Origin of the sequence: Kiloniella sp. (assembly GCF_048259265.1) — a bacterium.
GTDB lineage: Bacteria > Pseudomonadota > Alphaproteobacteria > Kiloniellales > Kiloniellaceae > Kiloniella.
Map to the genome: position 1 here is coordinate 15700 of NZ_JBLXHT010000017.1, position 16752 is coordinate 32451.

Sequence of the window (16752 nt, forward strand, 5' to 3'; positions counted from 1 at the left end):
AAAAATAGGCGCACCAAAAGGATACAATTTTAACTATTATTTGTTGATAATTAATCCCTGTTTAGTAGAGTTATCGTAGATGCCAACTAAATTGAGCTATGTTAATGCTAGGAATTTTTGCCATTATTTCAGTAATCATTTTACCGCCGACAATTCTTTATGTCAGCAGTGATGAAAAGGTTCTTGGACGAGTTACCTATATTTTTAGAATGCTATTTCTATCCCTTTTTCTTTGGGCTTTCCTGATTATGAGTTTTACAAATATCATCCCCCTTGAAGATATTATTTCAGCACTTCAAGATCCGATCGAGGATATAGAGATTAAAGGTGGCTGGACTATTCTTTCGGTTATCCTTACGACTTTTTGTGCGCAAATGTGCTGGATGGCACATCGTTTAAATCATATCGGCTGGTCCAAATGGCTGGCATTATTGATTGCCGTACCCGGGGTGAATATCATCTTGGGTTTATTGCTGACGGCAATGCCGGGAAAAACAATACACAGTAAAATACAGGCCGACAGTTATGCCGACCTCATAGATAGATCAACAGAATCAGATTATGTTTCCCGCCTGTAAATCAAACAACTTATCTCAATATTCCAGTTAATATGAACTCAAAAGAAGAGTGTTGTAAATGATTGATATTATTGGCTGGTGGGCTTTTGATCCCGAAAATATAGCCCTGGTCAACTTAGTTAGTGGTGAAAAGCTTGGCCCGAAGGATAGTCCTGCGGAAGGGAATTGGCTGAGGTTTGAGTATCAATACGATGGTTTAAGTTATCCGTTGTTGGTGGAAACGGGGCCTGTTGTTTACGATAATTACGAAAGATATTCTCTGAGCCCAAGCTATGTCACACCTATAAATAACAAACTTGCGTGGCAGGTCGATCATATTCGATCAGCCAAAATTTGGGCGGAAAGACACAATCAACATTCAGATAAGTACCATCCATCTTATGGTCTGTGGCGGCGGGTTGATGACTGTATTGCAGATGCATTTACCTTTTGGCCTAAAACTGAAAAAACGGGCCCGGTACCAGAGAGAATAATTATCGCTGGTGGTTGGGTAAATGGTTCTTGGAATGACAGGTGGGAACGAACCTTTGCGACATGTCAGGAAGCATATCAGCCTACAATCTTAACATCGGCTCCTCCCATTGCTTTGGATACACCACCGCCAAGCCCGTGGATTTTCCACGATACGAAAGAGATCGACACTTCAAAGTATGTAGGGGTTCACAATTTGGTTAAACCTGTTGCTTACCCCCCGTATAACGCAGAGAAAGAAAAGCGAGAAGATCGATTTTTCTATATTCCTGCAGAAGAAAAACTCACTGGCTTTGAAAGTGAAACGCTTTATCTCAAAACCGAAGATAAAACCTCAGTGATTGCACTATGCTTTGGTGATAGTTTGGGCTCGGGACATGGCCCTCGTGCCTGTTTTCATTTTCTATATGGCGATTCCTATCTAACGAGTAAAATCTGGGCTTACAATCAGTATCCATCTAACTCAACATCCGATTGGAAGGTATTCGGCTTTTCAGCGTTGGAGTTAAAGCCTCGGCTCGTTAATGGAGAAATGAATAAATCTGCTGAAGATCTTATGAGAGGCGTTGAGCCCGATTTGGTGGACCCTCTACTGAAATGCAGGTATCTAGACCTGATAACCTGGAGGAGAATTTCTTCGAGTATTCGGGATGCTTTTTTGCAGTTTAAGGGCTCAGCCTATCAGTATGATGCATGGCATCCTTCGTTATCTCTAAACGAAAGTGAAAACGTATTCATAATTGGTGGATACCAAGGGGGCGTTGTTAATCCTGATTATTATAACAGCAGTAGATATATTAGTAAGCCTCAAACTCTTTACCGCCGCGTTAATTTAAATCTAGATTCAGGAATGAATTGAACGACGGATATTTCTAAAATCATATTGAAAAGTAATAAAAAAGCCCGGCAAAAATACCGGGCTTTCTCATTATACACATAAAATTTTGTGCTTATTTATTTGGCTGTGGTGTTACACGCAGATAAGGTTTGTGTGCCACCCAACCTTTCGGGAAACGTTCTTTCGCATCTTCGTCGCTCAGGGCTGGAACGATGATCACATCATCACCGTCTTTCCAGTTAACTGGCGTTGCTACTTTGTAACCATCGGTCAACTGCAATGAGTCGATAACACGCAGGATTTCATCAAAGTTACGTCCGGTGCTAGCCGGGTAGGTAATGATCAAACGTACTTTTTTAGACGGATCAATAACGAAAACAGAACGAACAGTCAGTGTGTCGTTCGCATTTGGGTGGATCATGTCGTAAAGATTAGACACTTTGCGATCCGCATCAGCCAAAAGCGGGAAGTTAAACTGATGACCCTGAGTTTCTTCGATATCGCCAACCCATTGTGTGTGATCAGAAAGCGGGTCAACACTTAGGCCAAGAACCTTTACATTACGTTTGTCAAACTCTGGCTTGAGCTTTCCAACGTAGCCAAGTTCTGTTGTACAAACAGGTGTAAAATCTTTTGGGTGAGAAAAAAGAACAGCCCAGCTATCGCCAACAAAGTCATAAAAATTGATTGTACCTTCGGTAGAATCTTGTGAGAAATCAGGTGCTGTATCGCCGAGACGTAAAGTCATTGCAGCCTCCATTGAGGTGTCATAAGGAGCGGAAAGAAATCCGCTTTCGAGAAAAGTATGAAAACTTGAAAAAGTTCTCAGAAAAGAAAAGTGATCTTACCCTGAAAATATAGTGATTGGTAGTAAATATCCAACCCATTAAAAAACAATATTTTTATAAGAAACGTGCCGCACATCAAAAGAAAAAGACCTAATCCAAAAATCAGGCCTTTCATCAAATTTATCGTGTACCCTGTTATTTAAGTAGCCGGGCAGCATCCAGTGCGAAATACGTCAGGACCGCATCGGTTCCGGCCCGTTTAAAGGCCATTAGGCTTTCCATCATAACCGCATCATGATCAAGCCAGCCGTTGGCAGATGCAGCCTTGATCATCGCGTATTCACCGCTGACTTGATAGGCCATGGTTGGCACACCAAAGGTATCTTTAATACGCTGAATAATATCCAGATAGGCAATACCAGGCTTGACCATAACCATATCTGCCCCTTGTTGAAGGTCATTTTCAACAAGTCGTAAGGCTTCTTCGCTGTTGGCAGGGTCCATTTGATAGGTCTTTTTATCGCCTTTTAAAGAACCCTTTGCGCCGACGGCATCTCGGAAGGGGCCATAAAAACCACTGGCATACTTGGCGCTGTAAGACATGATCTTTGTATAGGTATAGCCTGCGTCATCCAATGTATCGCGGATGGCCCCGATACGGCCGTCCATCATGTCCGACGGTCCGACATAATCACATCCGGCTTCGGCCTGAACCAAAGCCTGACGACACAGAATTTCAACGGACTCGTCATTTAGAATAACGCCGTCCTTAACAATACCATCATGCCCCAATGAGTTATAAGGATCTAGGGCAACATCACCAATCAAAGCGATTTCCTGATAATGCTTTCGGATTGATCTTGTTGCCTGACAGATCAGATTGTCTGGGTTATATGCCTCGCGACAATCTTCTGTTTTTGTCGCAGGGTTGTTATAGGGGAAAAGCGCAATAGCCGGAATGCCCAGCTCTACAGCATCGGCAATGGCATCAATCAAACAATCGGGGCCGTATCTTTTAACGCCCGGCATTGACGGTACATCCGTGGTGCCGTTGTCTTCTTGAAGAAACACAGGCCAGATAAAGTCATCAACAGATAGACGGTTTTCAGCAACCATACGGCGCGTCCAGTCATCCGTACGAATACGGCGCGGTCTAACGACAAGATCCTGCCTAAAGGTCTTATTCAATTGTTTTCTCCTGATGAGATTCGTTTTTTGCTACCTTCTACCGAAGCTCTCGAAATTGCAAGTATTCGGCTTGAAGATCGATAGGGCAGATCGTCGCAAACCCTTAAAAATCAAGAAACTAATTCTCAAAGATAAATCAGAATAACCGTAGGCATTGCCCACAAAGGCTTTTGATGCTGTAACTTTTATATCCTAAAAAAAACTTCACATCATTGATATGACCTATCAGGGTAAGCCATTGGATATGGATGCTCAGTTTGTTGTGGCAACCAATAACTATCGTGCCCATGGTGGCGGGAGCTTCCCTGCTTTGGACGGCTCAACAGTCATTGTTCAGGCGCCTGATGAAAATAGAACCGTTTTGGCAAACTACATCTTTGATCAAAAGAAAATTGACCCCAGCGCTGATAAGAACTGGGGCTTTGCACCAATCAAAGAGGCGGTAAATGTCACCTTTGAAACAACTCCTGCTGCAAAAGGTATTTTGAGTAGCAAAAACATCATCAGCTACGTCGGTGAAGGCAAAGATGGTTTTGGTAAATATCAGATCTCTTTAGAATAAAGACTGATATAGAAACTAAAAAAGGGAGCGTCTGTACTAGATGCTCCCTTTTTATAACGTAAAGATCTTAGCAAACTAGTTGCCAGAAGCCTCTAGCGCTTGGCTCAGGTCTGCGAGGATATCGTCGATATGCTCAATCCCAATAGACAAACGCACATAACTTTCAGAAATACCGGCAAGGCCCTGTTCTTCGGCTGTGAGCTGTGAATGTGTTGTCGTCGCCGGATGGATCGCAAGGCTGCGGGCATCCCCAATATTAGCAACGTGGTAAAACATTTTCAGGCTATCAATAAACTTGCGGCCAGCTTCTTTACCACCTTTAAGCTCAAAGCCGAGGAGGGCACCATGACCGCCTTTCAGGTATCTATCTGCCCGATCACGTTCTGTACCACTCGCCTGACTAGGATGGATAACCGTCTCAACAGATGAGTGTTTGCTTAGGAATTCAGCAACAGCCGTTGCGTTTTTACAGTGTTCGCGCATACGCAGCGGAAGTGTTTCCATTCCTTGGATAAACTGGAAAGCGTTCATTGGTGACATAGCTGAACCAAGATCGCGAAGCAGAACAACACGGGCGCGAATGATGTAGGCGATAGGCCCAAGCGGTTTAACAGCCTCTGTCCAAACCGCCCCATGATAGCTGGGATCAGGTTGGGTCAAAAGCGGGAACCTATCTGCATTGGCTTCCCAATCGAAATTACCACCGTCAACAATCATGCCACCAATAGACGTTCCGTGGCCACCGATATACTTCGTCGTGGAATAGACAACCACATGAGCACCATGTTCAATCGGGCGACAAAGAATTGGTGCCGCCGTATTGTCCATAATTAGGGGCACACCAATTTCATTACCTATGTCAGCAACTTCTTTTATGGGGAAAACACGCAAACGTGGGTTGGGAAGTGTCTCTGCGTAATAGGCTTTGGTGTTTTCATCTGTTGCACGGCGGAAATTTTCAGGATCAGTCGGATCAACAAACCGAACTTCAATGCCCATATTCGGTAGTGTATTTGCAAAAAGGTTATATGTGCCGCCATAGAGTTCAGTAGAGCTGACAATGTTATCACCAGCTTTGGCAACGTTTTGAATAGCCAATGTACTTGCGGCCTGACCAGAACTGACCGCAAGTGATGCAGCACCACCTTCCAAGGCTGTAATACGTTCTTCTAGAACTGCCGTGGTTGGGTTCATGATGCGTGTATAGATGTTCCCAAACTCTTTCAGAGCAAAAAGATTGGCGGCATGTTCAGCGCTATCAAACTGAAAAGATGTTGTCTGATAGATAGGTACCGCAACAGCACCTGTTTGTGGATCACTTCTGTAGCCAGAATGAAGAACCAAAGTCTCCGGATTTTTTGTATCGATTGTCATTGCATCACCCGTTAGTTTTATTTCCCTAAACATAGGGACTTTTGATCAGGATGCACAGAAAGGGCAGAAAAAATGCGTAATCTTAATTCAGATGGGTTTCCCCTCGATTTAGCTGCATTTTTTAAGCGCCCGCAAGCTGAGCTCCAAATCAGCGCTAATTAATATCATGTACCCTACGTTTATAAGACAACCAGAGCAAGAAAGAATTACTTTTAATTACATAGTAAAAATGGAAAATACTCTTTTGGATCAATGATTTTATATATATTTTCTTTATAAAATAGATTCCGGTTAATCCGCCGTTAACGCCTATTGCATAAAATACCATCAAATTTCATTAAAGTTTATGGTTATTGTGAGGACATCGTGAAGGCTGCTTATCTGCAAACAATATCTTTGGTTGAACGCCTGCACCGCCAGTGTTTGGAGGTGGTGAAGGCTGAATTAGATCGCCGCGGCATTCGGGACCTGAATAATATTCAAGCTCTGATCCTCTATAACATAGGGGCAGAAGAACTTTCTGTCGGGGAACTGACCCATCGTGGGTATTATTTAGGATCGAACGTTTCTTATAATGTTAAGAAAATGGTCGAAAACGGTTACCTCATTCAAGAACGCTCGCCACATGACCGCAGATCATTTCATGTACGGGCTTCCGATACCGGGCTAGAGATTTTCAATTCTATTTCCACCCTTTTTGATGCCCATGCTGAACAAATAAGTGGCGGTGTAGTTACGGACGAAGATTTAAAAGTGACGACGGCCACGCTTCATCGCCTTCAGCTATTCTGGTCTTCACCGATGCCAATGGGTGGCGGTGTAAACCCATAGGCATAATCGAATAACGAGTTACATGTAGTATCTTTGAAAAGGATACTATTTCTGTTACTTTTAAGGTCTCTGTTAATACAGAGACCTTTTTTATTGTTGGTTTGGTTTGATGAGTACAGCTGATCAGGGAATTATAATAGAGTTTTCAAGAATGGGTTCTTACGTAAAGGTAAGTGCCTTTCACGAAGCTACCATGACCGAAGTATCAATTGTTGGTGACCCCAAAGAAACAGAGCAAAAGCTAAAACAAATCGTCATAAAAAAGCTAAACTATGTTTTGAATAAAAAAAGGACAGATAAATCTGTTCAGCAAAAAACGGTAAAAGACCATAGAGGCGGAATTATCGTTTAAAATTGAGAAACTAAGTTCTTAAAATCAAATTTTCATGACGACAACAAATAAGAAAAAAATGGAATCAAATGTATTTTGTGCTTCTGGAGCCCCAGATAAATCTTCTTTTACCTGCGACATAATAGCGCATAATTTTTATCAGGTTTTAAAAAAATGAGAAAATTCAAATACTTATTTTCTCTCAATATATTTTATACATATCTTTCATTCTGGTTTATGAGAGTAAATTCAAAGAGATAGCAGCCTAAGAATAAAAGCAAATCGTTTAATACGTTATGCCAATAAGTTGTCTTGGTACAATAATGCCGCAGATGTTCTATGAAATGTACGTAAATTGTCTAGCGTGAGACAAAAGAATCACATTATAACCTTTAACCTGTTTAAAGGCCTGATAAAGCGAAAAAGATAAGCCTTAATTCTGGGAGCATATAAGAACTCATTTCATAATGATTAAACTAAACAAAAATCAATTATGGATGAGATCTTTAACCTGTCATTGTCTTTCGAGAACACAACAGGTGTGCTATGTGATCCATTCGCTTTATTGGGAAAACAAAAAAAGTACGGACAAATGAGCAAAACTACCATTGCCTTGGCTGCTGACCATGCGGGTTATGAACTAAAGGACTTGTTAAAAAAGGACGTCGAAGCCCTTGGTTTTGAAGTGCTTGATCTGGGCACAAACGGCCCGGATCGTGTTGACTATCCGGACTTTGGTTCTGCATTAGCAAAAGCGATTATAAATGGTGATGCACAAACAGGTATTCTTGTCTGTGGTTCAGGTATCGGCATTTCCATTGCCGCCAATCGACATGCAGGTATTCGTGCAGCTCTTTGTCACGACGAAACATTGGCTCGTTTATCGCGTGAGCATAACGATGCCAACGTTCTGGTTCTAGGGGCCAGAACAACCGGTATTGAGGTCGCAAAAGCTTGCCTTAAAACCTTTTTGAACACTGAGTTTGCCGGTGGGCGCCATCAAGGTCGCATCGAAAAACTTGGATAATAATCACCTTTACCAGAGAGTGAAGTTGTCATGAGCTTAGATACAACCACCTTCTTTAATGCACCTTTGGCGCAGACTGATCCTGAAATTGCTGATGCAATTAACAAAGAATTGGCACGTCAACAAAATCAGATTGAACTAATCGCATCTGAAAATATCGTTTCTTTGTCTACGATGCAGGCACTGGGAACTGTTCTAACAAACAAATATGCCGAAGGTTATCCAAATCGTCGTTATTACGGTGGTTGTGAATACGTTGACATTGTCGAAGAATTAGCAATCAACCGTGCCAAAGAACTTTTCGACTGTGCATATGTTAACGTACAGCCTCACTCTGGCGCGCAGGCAAACCAGTGCGTAACTCTCGCGTTGATTAAGCCTGGCGATACAATTATGGGGCTTGATCTGGCTTCAGGTGGTCACCTGACCCACGGATCACGCCCGAACCTTTCCGGTAAATGGTTCAATGCTGTTAGTTACGGTGTGGATAAAGAAACACACCAGCTGAATTATGATGAAATTCGTGATCTGGCTGTTGAACACAAACCAAAGCTGATTATTGCTGGTGGCTCCGCATATCCGCGCGTACTTGATTTTGCAAAGTTCCGTGCAATTGCCGACGAAGTAGGGGCTTACCTACACGTTGACATGGCACACTTTGCAGGTTTGGTTGCCGCAGGCATTCACCCAAGCCCTATGGAACACGCACATGTTGTGACGACAACAACACATAAGACACTACGTGCTGGTCGTGGCGGTATGGTTCTTTCAAACGATCTCGATATCGGAAAGAAAATCAATTCCGCTGCATTCCCTGGTCTTCAGGGTGGTCCGTTGATGCATTGTATCGCATCCAAAGCTGTTGCATTGAAAGAAGCGCTGGATCCTGATTTCAAAATTTATGCGAAACAAGTTGTCAGCAATGCAAAAACACTTGCAGCAACACTTGTTGAAAACGGTTTTGCGATTACAACAGGCGGTACAGATACCCACCTGATGCTGGTTGACCTACGACCAAAAGGCCTGACAGGTAACATTGCAGAAGAAAGCCTAGACCGTGCCGGTTTGACCTGTAATAAAAACGGCATTCCGTTCGATCCAGAAAAGCCAATGGTAACTTCCGGTATCCGTTTGGGGACGCCGGCAGGTACAACACGTGGCTTTAAAGACGCTGAATTCAAGAAAATTGGTGAACTTATCACTAAAGTTCTTGATGGACTTGCTGCAAACCGCGAAGATAACTCCAAAATCGAAGCGGAAGTTCGCAGCGAAGTCGAAGCACTTTGCCGTGAATTCCCAATCTACCAAGATTTGGAAATCTAAGGTTTTATCCGGGTTATGATTTCCAAATCGTCATAACTCGGATCCCCTTAGGGGGAAACTGTGAGGGAATATGCGCTGCCCGTTTTGCAGTAGTGAAGATACTCAAGTCAAAGACTCGAGACCAACAGAAGATCACACAGCGATCCGCAGGCGCCGTCAGTGTGCAAGCTGTGGTGCCCGATTTACAACATTTGAACGCGTTCAGTTACGTGAGCTGATCGTTGTAAAAGGGAATGGACAGCGCGAACCCTTTGATCGGGAAAAAATCGCTCGGTCAATGAATATTGCCCTCCAAAAACGTGATGTTGACAGAGACCGTGTTGAGCGCGTTGTCAGTGGCATCGTTCGTCGCCTAGAATCATCTGGTGAAAGCGAGATTGCGACAGATCTAATTGGCGAACTCGTCATGGATGCGTTGGCAACACTTGATCAAGTTGGTTATGTCAGATTTGCGTCTGTTTACAGAGATTTCAAAGAAGTAAGAGATTTTGAAGAGTTCGTTGGTAAACTAGGCGACGACCTCGATATTTTAGGCCGAGACCCGACCGATCAATAGCTTTTTCACTTTATCTGAATTACAAAATATCGTCTCAAACAGTTATAGAAACGTGTGATGTCCGCAGAACAGCATGATGTTGATCTCCAACATATGGATGCCGCCTTGTCTCTGGCCGCGCGGGGATTAGGTACGACCAGCCCCAACCCATCCGTGGGATGTATCATTGTCAAGGATGGACGGGTTGTTGGTAGAGGACGAACACAACCCGGCGGTCGGCCGCACGCTGAACCCGTTGCTTTAGACGAAGCAGGAATGTCATCTCAAGGGGCAACAGCCTATGTGACCCTTGAACCCTGTTCCCACCACGGAAAAACACCACCTTGCTGTGATGCTTTGATCGCTGCGGGAATAAGCCGTTGTGTTGTTGCTATGGAAGATAGCGATACACGCGTCCAAGGGCGAGGTTTACAAGCTTTAAAGGATGCGGGGATTGAGGTTGAAGTCGGCGTACGACAACACGAGGCAGAGGAATTAAACGCTGGATTTTTCACAAAAATTCGACACGGACGCCCCCTTGTTACTCTAAAGGTTGCAACCACATTGGATGGTCGTATCGCAACAAAGTCCGGGCAAAGTAAATGGGTTACTGGCGAAGCTGCTCGCCGGGCAGGACATATGCTCAGAGTACGAAACGATGCCATTCTTGTCGGTAGTGGAACTGCGGTTATAGATAATCCTCGGCTGGATGTTAGGATACCAGGCCTGACGCATCAGTCTCCCAAACGTGTTGTTATGGATGGCAGGCTCAGGTTGCCTTTGACGCATGATCTTGTCACAAGAGCAAAAGAGCATGAAACGATACTGATGACTTTTCGAGAAAACGATACGTCGCGTTTGAGTGCGTATAGAGATGCCGGCGTAAGAGTTTGCCTCATTGATAAAGATAAAGATGGATACATCAGCCCGATCGCAGTCTTGAAAGAGCTTGGAGCACAAGGCGTTACAAGACTTCTGGTCGAAGGTGGAAGCCATATAATCGGATCACTTTTCAAAGCGGATCTTATTGATCGTATCATCTGGTTTCGCGCCTCAAAGATAATTGGGGGCGATGGTTTGGGGGTAACAACAGGTTTTGGGTTAGAGGAACTATCCTTGGCACCAAAGTTCACATTATCCAATGTTGCCAAGCTGGGTGAAGATATGGTCGAAAGTTATCGACGTGATTTTTAATTTTGCTATCAAATGCATAAGAAAAGGCATTTAGATGTTTACGGGTATCATAACAGACCTTGGATCTGTTCAATCAATCTTGAATAACGGCGACAAACGCTTCGTATTTAATACTGCCTTTGATATGGACACGGTCGATATAGGTGCTTCGATTGCTTGTTCGGGCGTTTGCCTGACCGTTGTCGAGAAAGGGCAGGGGTGGTTTAGCGCTGATGTTTCGGCCGAAACACTGTCAAAAACTACTTTAGAGATATGGACCAAGGGGACACCAGTGAACTTTGAACGGGCGTTGCGTATGGGCGATGAACTTGGTGGTCATCTGGTTTCTGGGCATGTTGATGGCGTTGCATCTGTTGTCAGCATTGTTCCCGATGGCGATTCCAAACGGTTTACTTTTGAAGCGCCAGAACAAGTTGCAAAATTTATTGCGCCAAAAGGCTCAATCGTTCTGGATGGTGTATCTCTGACCGTCAACGAAGTTAACGGAAACCAGTTCGGCGTAAATATCATTCCTCACACCGCAGAGATGACAACTCTAGGTCAATGGCAGGTCGGAAGCTTTAAAGTCGGGGATTGTAAGGTTAATCTAGAGATTGATCTACTCGCCCGCTACGTTGGACAGCTACTGGAAAGGCAAAACAATGGCTAATTCGTCTTCTAATGGCGCAAAATCTTTTAGTGATATCCTGTCTCCACCAGAGGAGATCATCGAAGAAGCAAGAAATGGCCATATGTTTATTCTGGTCGATGATGAAAATCGCGAAAACGAGGGCGATCTCGTTATTCCAGCGCAAATGGCCACCCCGGAAGCCATCAATTTTATGGCCAAATACGGCAGAGGCCTCATCTGTCTGGCCCTTTGTAATGAACGTGTAGAAGAGCTTGGCCTGACGCTTATGGCGCAAAAAAACGGCACCAGGCATGAAACTGCTTTTACCGTGTCTATCGAAGCCAAAGAGGGCGTTACAACTGGTATTTCGGCACCGGATAGAGCCCGGACTATTTCTGTAGCTACAGATCCCTCAGCATCCCCTGATGACATTGTAACACCGGGGCACGTTTTCCCTCTTGTGGCCAGGGACGGTGGTGTTCTCGTCAGAACAGGGCATACCGAGGCTGCTGTTGATATTTCTCGTTTGGCAGGTTTAAACCCTTCTGGCGTGATTTGTGAAATTATGAATGATGACGGCACAATGGCGCGTCGTGATGACCTCATAGAATTTGCACAAACACATAAACTCAAAATCGCAACTATTGCAGATTTGATCGCATATCGACGGAAAAATGATCACTTAATAGAAAAAACACTCGAAGATAAATTGCATTCAAAAATTGCTGGCGAATTCAATTTGGCAGTCTATGTCAACAACACAACTTACGCCGAGCACATTGCCTTATGGAAAGGTGATATTTCGACGGGTGCCCCCTTGCTTGTTAGAATGCATGCTTTAAATATCCTTGATGATGTTTTAATAGACACCCAGAGCGGAAAAGCAGACGATCTTCATAATTCGATGAAAATGATCGATCAAGAAGGACGCGGCGTTATTGTCCTTATCAGAGAACCATCCCCAAGAAGTCTTTCTGACGCAATTAAAACAAGACTTGGAGAGCCCGTCGAAATCAACCATGATCTAAGAGATTATGGTGTCGGAGCTCAAATTTTACTTGATCTTGGTGTTCAAAAGATGATTCTTCTCACAAATGCAGAGAAAAACATCGTTGGGCTTGACGGATACGGGCTTTCTGTAGTTGAACAGCGTCCAATAGTTGAGACGACCTAATCTATCGAATTGGATTAGGCGCCAGACAGTATGGATTTATTAGGTAGCAAAGAATGACTGACAAACCCCACGTTCTGATTGTTGAAGCACGTTTCTATAGCGCTATTGCTGATGAGATGAAAAGTGCGGCTATTGCTGAACTTGAAAAAGACGGCTGCAGTTACGAAGTTGTTGCCGTTGCAGGTGCTTTTGAACTGCCTGCTGCAATTAAATTTGCATCCTTGCGCAAAGATGGTCGTCAGTTTGATGGATATGTTGCACTTGGTTGTGTTATTCGCGGCGAAACAAGCCATTACGATTATGTTTGTGTGGAAAGCGCAAGAAAGCTTCAGGATCTGGCCGTTGATAGCAATATGGCAATTGGCTATGGTGTATTGACCGTTGAAAACGAAGCACAAGCTTGGGCACGGGCAAGAGCTACTGAAAAAAACAAAGGCGGCGCAGTAACACGGGCTTGCCTTGATATGATCGCATTAAAACGCCAGTACGGTGTTGCATAAGGAATTATGACCGTGACTGAGGACAATTCTAAAGCGCCAACTGCAAGCCTGAAAAAAAGTATGGCTCGCCTTGCCTTGATACAAGCGCTTTTCCAGATAGAGTTCAACCAAGGTAGTTCCAAGACTGTCTTGGATGAGTTCCTGAACATGCGTAGAGATGAAGAAGTCGACGGACTGAACATTGCTGCCATGGACCAGAAGCTATTTATTGAACTATACAAAGGTATCTGTCAGGAACGGGAACTTCTTGATGATATGCTGGTCTCTGTTCTGGATAAGTCGTGGCCCATCCACAGGTTGGACCCATTGTTAAGATTGGTGATGGTTGCTGGCGCTTATGAAATTCAACAACGTGCAGAAACGCCCGCAAAAGTGATTATTTCTGAATATGTTGATGTCGCTCATGCGTTTCTTGGTGATAAAGAAACAGCCATGGTAAACGGTGTTTTGGATCGTCTTGCACACAGCCTGCGCAAAGACGAATTTTAATACAATTCCAACAGGACTTTCCAGGTGGACAAAACAGAATTTGATCTAATCAAAAGCTATTTTGCACCGCTTACTGCTGGTTATCCCGAAGCCTATAACCTTACAAATGATGCTGCACTGATTAGTGAAAATCCTGATCGGTCTACCGTTGTTACAATGGATACTCTTGTCGAGAGTGTCCATTTTTTATCAACTGATCCTGCCGAAGGTATCGCGCGCAAAGCTCTACGGGTAAACCTTTCTGACTTAGCTGCCATGGGGGCTAAACCAAAAGGTTACACACTTTCAATCTCCTACAGTGCATCACTTGCAAGTGATTGGGTGAGATCGTTCACTCAGGGTCTAGCAGACGATCAGAAAATTTTTGGATGCCACCTGATTGGCGGCGACACCGTTTCAACGCCCGGGCCATTGACGATTTCTCTTACTTGTTTTGGTTCTGTCCCGCGCGGTAAATGCTTACACCGAACGACTGCTAAAGAGGGAGATGATATCTGGGTAAGTGGCACTATTGGAGATTCTGCTGCTGGTTTGAAGCTCCTTAAAGGGGAGATCAATACAAAAAATTCTGCGGCAAAATCTTTTTTAATAGACAGATATAGAGTTCCCCAACCGAGAACCTCTTTGGGCATTGCCTTGTTAGAACAAGATATCAGTAAAACGGCCCTTGATGTATCCGATGGACTTCTTGCCGATGTTAAACACATTGCTGACGGTTCACACCTTCAGGCCAGCATAACCGCCTCAAAAATACCTTTGTCTAATCCCTTTAGAGATATGTTTCAAGATATCACAGATCCTGAAATTCATCTGGCGGCTTCAGGCGGTGATGATTACGAACTATTGTTCACAGCATCACATAGCAACAAAGGCAAAGTTATTGAATTATCAGAAAAGTTAAATATTCCAGTTACACGAATAGGCGTTTTGACTAGAGGGCGAGGTGTCTTGTTATTAGATAAAGATAATAAGAGCATGCCTGTCAGCGAATATGGTTGGAAACATTTTTAGTATTTAATTCATTTGAGTGAATACCCTTTGTTTAATTTAAACTAAACCTTATTATTACTATTACATCTAAAGACATTTCACTCTGGTGGTTAAATGAAAAAAATTATCATACTCATTGCAATAATCTTGCTGCTTGGGGGCGGTGGATTTGCCGGGTGGTGGTTTTTTTTGAAAGCACCAGATAGTGAAGAAGAAGTTGTCGAAGAAATTCCTGAAATCCCTTCTGCATTTCTCGAATTTCCGCCAACCGTAATTCACTTGATAAAAGAAGGTGTTGTGACGCACCATGTCACAGTAAAAATTACGATAGAAGTCGCAGAAGGTCCTGACCTTATTAATGCTGAACGCTGGCAAATTCGACTACAAAACGACTTTATGACAGAACTTCATTCTTTGTATTATTACAGATACTTCACTCAAGATGGGTATGTGAACGATAAAATCACAAAACGTCTGATCGATGTTGCTGATAAAGTTATGGGCAAGGGGGCTGTACGTGATGTTGAGCTTCTTATTGAAGGTATTACAAAACCCTCAAACAGTTAGATTTAACAATTCATTATCACAAAACTAATTCCCCTTGGAATTAGATACTAGTCCTGTGTATGGTAGCTTACAATCAAGTAGAGATACCCATACATGCCGAACGACCCTACAAAATCCAACGTCATTTTTCTTGCCATTTGCCAGGCACTAGGAATGAGCTGTAGCTCTATGCTTATTTCCATGAGCGCTCTTGTTGGAACGACGCTCGCCGACGATAAGTCTTATGGAACACTGCCTTTATCACTCCAGTTTTTAAGCATGATGATATGTGCATTACCCATTTCATATTTTATGAAACATTACGGACGTCGTGCAGGCTTTAGTCTTGGGGCTATTTGCGGTGCTCTATCAGGTTTTTTCTCTGCTCAAGCCGTTCTGGATAATAACTTTGAGCTTTTTTGTTTAAGCTCATTTCTTTTTGGGGCTTTCACATCAACGGTCGCTTATTACCGCTTCGCGGCTGCAGATACCGCTACAGAAGTTTTTAAAAACAAAGCTATTTCCCTCGTTATGGCAGGCGGCGTTATATCCGCTTTTGCAGGGCCTGAATTGGCAAAATGGTCAAAAGATCTAGAGTATTTTGGCCCAATATTATTTGTAGGAAGCTTTTATGCGATCACGGGTCTTTGTTTCGTAACATTATTGATCGTACAGTTTTTGAACATCCCCAAACTCGCAGTACATGAGCTAAAATCAAGTGGTAGGTCTATTTTAGAAATAGCCCGACAACCCGTTTTCTTTGTCGCTGTACTTAGCGGTATTGTTAGCTATGCATGTATGAATCTAATCATGAGCATAACACCAGCAGCGATGATTGCCTGTGCCCACCCCTTTGATGCAGCCGCCTTTGTTATCCAATGGCACGTATTTGGTATGTATGCGCCATCTTTTTTCACAGGATCAATCATCAATCGGTTTGGACTAATCAGGGTCCAGATAGCTGGGGTTTCTCTAATCGCAATGGCCGCGGCCATCAATTTGACTGGCATAGAGATCGAAAATTTTTGGTTTGGACTGGTTACGTTAGGCCTTGGTTGGAATTTTCTTTATGTCGGGGGCAGTGCCATGCTAACGGAATCATACAGGCCAGAGGAAAAAGCCAAAGTTCAAGCCTTTAACGAGCTTTTAGTTTTCGGGGTTGTCGCAACAACAGCCTTCAGCTCTGGTTTTGTTTTTGATAAATTCGGCTGGACAGCCGTTAACACCCTGGCATTCATTCCAGTGGGAATTTTTATTGCTGTCCATTTGATATATCGACACCCGTTAAGGCGTAGATTGTCTTCACCGAAAGTAATCTAGTTGAATTAGGGTGTGAACCCAATTCCATATCTTGCTGTGCCTGACTTTTTGTGATTCATAACTCCCAACTTAGGGAGTTTTAG

Annotated in this window: 19 protein-coding genes and 1 riboswitch; of the genes, 16 read left to right on the forward strand and 3 right to left on the reverse strand. The window is 43.5% G+C overall.

The annotated features are described in order from the left end of the window. Positions 1–104 precede the first annotated feature (104 nt). Both ACN0QW_RS18820 and ACN0QW_RS18825 read left to right on the forward strand, forming a co-directional pair. On the forward strand, positions 105–578 hold the full coding sequence (locus ACN0QW_RS18820) for a DUF805 domain-containing protein (protein ID WP_417433738.1): 474 nt from the start codon (positions 105–107) through the stop codon (positions 576–578). A 58-nt stretch (positions 579–636) separates the two neighbouring features. Beyond that, positions 637–1908: a hypothetical protein gene (locus ACN0QW_RS18825; protein WP_417433740.1), complete on the forward strand. Its 1272-nt coding sequence runs from the start codon at positions 637–639 to the stop codon at positions 1906–1908. Positions 1909–1999: 91 nt separating this feature from the next. On the opposite strand, the gene ACN0QW_RS18830 is transcribed toward ACN0QW_RS18825, so the two are convergent. After that, positions 2000–2635, reverse strand: a complete 636-nt coding sequence (locus ACN0QW_RS18830; RefSeq protein ID WP_299376579.1) for a peroxiredoxin — start codon at positions 2633–2635, stop codon at positions 2000–2002. Positions 2636–2870: 235 nt separating this feature from the next. Beyond that, complete coding sequence (gene hemB, locus ACN0QW_RS18835) at positions 2871–3863, reverse strand: porphobilinogen synthase (RefSeq protein ID WP_417433742.1); 993 nt, start codon at positions 3861–3863, stop codon at positions 2871–2873. 217 nt (positions 3864–4080) lie between these two features. Between hemB and ACN0QW_RS18840 the strand changes: the two genes are divergently transcribed. Beyond that, positions 4081–4425, forward strand: a complete 345-nt coding sequence (locus tag ACN0QW_RS18840; protein WP_417433744.1) for a 5'-nucleotidase C-terminal domain-containing protein — start codon at positions 4081–4083, stop codon at positions 4423–4425. A 75-nt stretch (positions 4426–4500) separates the two neighbouring features. Here ACN0QW_RS18840 and ACN0QW_RS18845 read toward each other — a convergent pair whose 3' ends face one another. Beyond that, a complete protein-coding gene (locus ACN0QW_RS18845) occupies positions 4501–5799 on the reverse strand; it encodes an O-acetylhomoserine aminocarboxypropyltransferase/cysteine synthase family protein (RefSeq protein ID WP_417433746.1) in 1299 nt (432 codons plus the stop codon). A gap of 91 nt (positions 5800–5890) precedes the next feature. Then, a riboswitch (SAM riboswitch) is annotated at positions 5891–5964 on the reverse strand. A 201-nt stretch (positions 5965–6165) separates the two neighbouring features. Between ACN0QW_RS18845 and ACN0QW_RS18850 the strand changes: the two genes are divergently transcribed. The 13 genes from ACN0QW_RS18850 to ACN0QW_RS18910 all read left to right on the forward strand — a co-directional run bounded on the left by ACN0QW_RS18850 (position 6166) and on the right by ACN0QW_RS18910 (position 16669). Further along, positions 6166–6630: a MarR family winged helix-turn-helix transcriptional regulator gene (locus tag ACN0QW_RS18850; RefSeq protein ID WP_299377257.1), complete on the forward strand. Its 465-nt coding sequence runs from the start codon at positions 6166–6168 to the stop codon at positions 6628–6630. A gap of 109 nt (positions 6631–6739) precedes the next feature. Next, positions 6740–6982: a DUF6898 family protein gene (locus tag ACN0QW_RS18855; RefSeq protein WP_417433748.1), complete on the forward strand. Its 243-nt coding sequence runs from the start codon at positions 6740–6742 to the stop codon at positions 6980–6982. Positions 6983–7553: 571 nt separating this feature from the next. Then, positions 7554–7988, forward strand: coding sequence for a ribose 5-phosphate isomerase B (gene rpiB, locus ACN0QW_RS18860; RefSeq protein ID WP_417433750.1), 435 nt, complete (start codon positions 7554–7556; stop codon positions 7986–7988). Between the two features lie 30 nt (positions 7989–8018). Beyond that, the gene (gene glyA / locus ACN0QW_RS18865; RefSeq protein WP_299377263.1) at positions 8019–9311 is read left to right on the forward strand and encodes a serine hydroxymethyltransferase; all 1293 of its coding nucleotides are present in this window, start codon (positions 8019–8021) and stop codon (positions 9309–9311) included. Between the two features lie 70 nt (positions 9312–9381). Continuing rightward, the gene (gene nrdR, locus ACN0QW_RS18870) at positions 9382–9867 is read left to right on the forward strand and encodes a transcriptional regulator NrdR (protein WP_299377265.1); all 486 of its coding nucleotides are present in this window, start codon (positions 9382–9384) and stop codon (positions 9865–9867) included. A 57-nt stretch (positions 9868–9924) separates the two neighbouring features. Further along, positions 9925–11040, forward strand: coding sequence for a bifunctional diaminohydroxyphosphoribosylaminopyrimidine deaminase/5-amino-6-(5-phosphoribosylamino)uracil reductase RibD (ribD, locus tag ACN0QW_RS18875; protein ID WP_299377267.1), 1116 nt, complete (start codon positions 9925–9927; stop codon positions 11038–11040). A 34-nt stretch (positions 11041–11074) separates the two neighbouring features. After that, positions 11075–11689 (forward strand): riboflavin synthase, encoded by a 615-nt coding sequence (locus tag ACN0QW_RS18880; RefSeq protein ID WP_417433753.1) that lies wholly within the window; start codon positions 11075–11077, stop codon positions 11687–11689. Continuing rightward, positions 11682–12824, forward strand: coding sequence for a 3,4-dihydroxy-2-butanone-4-phosphate synthase (ribB, locus tag ACN0QW_RS18885; protein ID WP_417433755.1), 1143 nt, complete (start codon positions 11682–11684; stop codon positions 12822–12824). Before ACN0QW_RS18880 ends, ribB begins: the two co-directional genes overlap by 8 nt. 53 nt (positions 12825–12877) lie before the next feature. Continuing rightward, the gene (ribH, locus tag ACN0QW_RS18890; RefSeq protein ID WP_299377273.1) at positions 12878–13324 is read left to right on the forward strand and encodes a 6,7-dimethyl-8-ribityllumazine synthase; all 447 of its coding nucleotides are present in this window, start codon (positions 12878–12880) and stop codon (positions 13322–13324) included. 12 nt (positions 13325–13336) lie between these two features. Then, the gene (gene nusB, locus ACN0QW_RS18895) at positions 13337–13813 is read left to right on the forward strand and encodes a transcription antitermination factor NusB (RefSeq protein ID WP_417433757.1); all 477 of its coding nucleotides are present in this window, start codon (positions 13337–13339) and stop codon (positions 13811–13813) included. 24 nt (positions 13814–13837) lie between these two features. Continuing rightward, positions 13838–14824 carry a thiamine-phosphate kinase gene (gene thiL, locus ACN0QW_RS18900; RefSeq protein ID WP_417433759.1) on the forward strand — a complete coding sequence of 329 codons (987 nt, stop codon included), beginning with the start codon at positions 13838–13840 and terminating at the stop codon, positions 14822–14824. 93 nt (positions 14825–14917) lie between these two features. Then, positions 14918–15370 (forward strand): hypothetical protein, encoded by a 453-nt coding sequence (locus tag ACN0QW_RS18905; RefSeq protein WP_417433761.1) that lies wholly within the window; start codon positions 14918–14920, stop codon positions 15368–15370. A gap of 93 nt (positions 15371–15463) precedes the next feature. Next, complete coding sequence (locus ACN0QW_RS18910) at positions 15464–16669, forward strand: MFS transporter (protein ID WP_417433763.1); 1206 nt, start codon at positions 15464–15466, stop codon at positions 16667–16669. Positions 16670–16752: the final 83 nt, after the last annotated feature.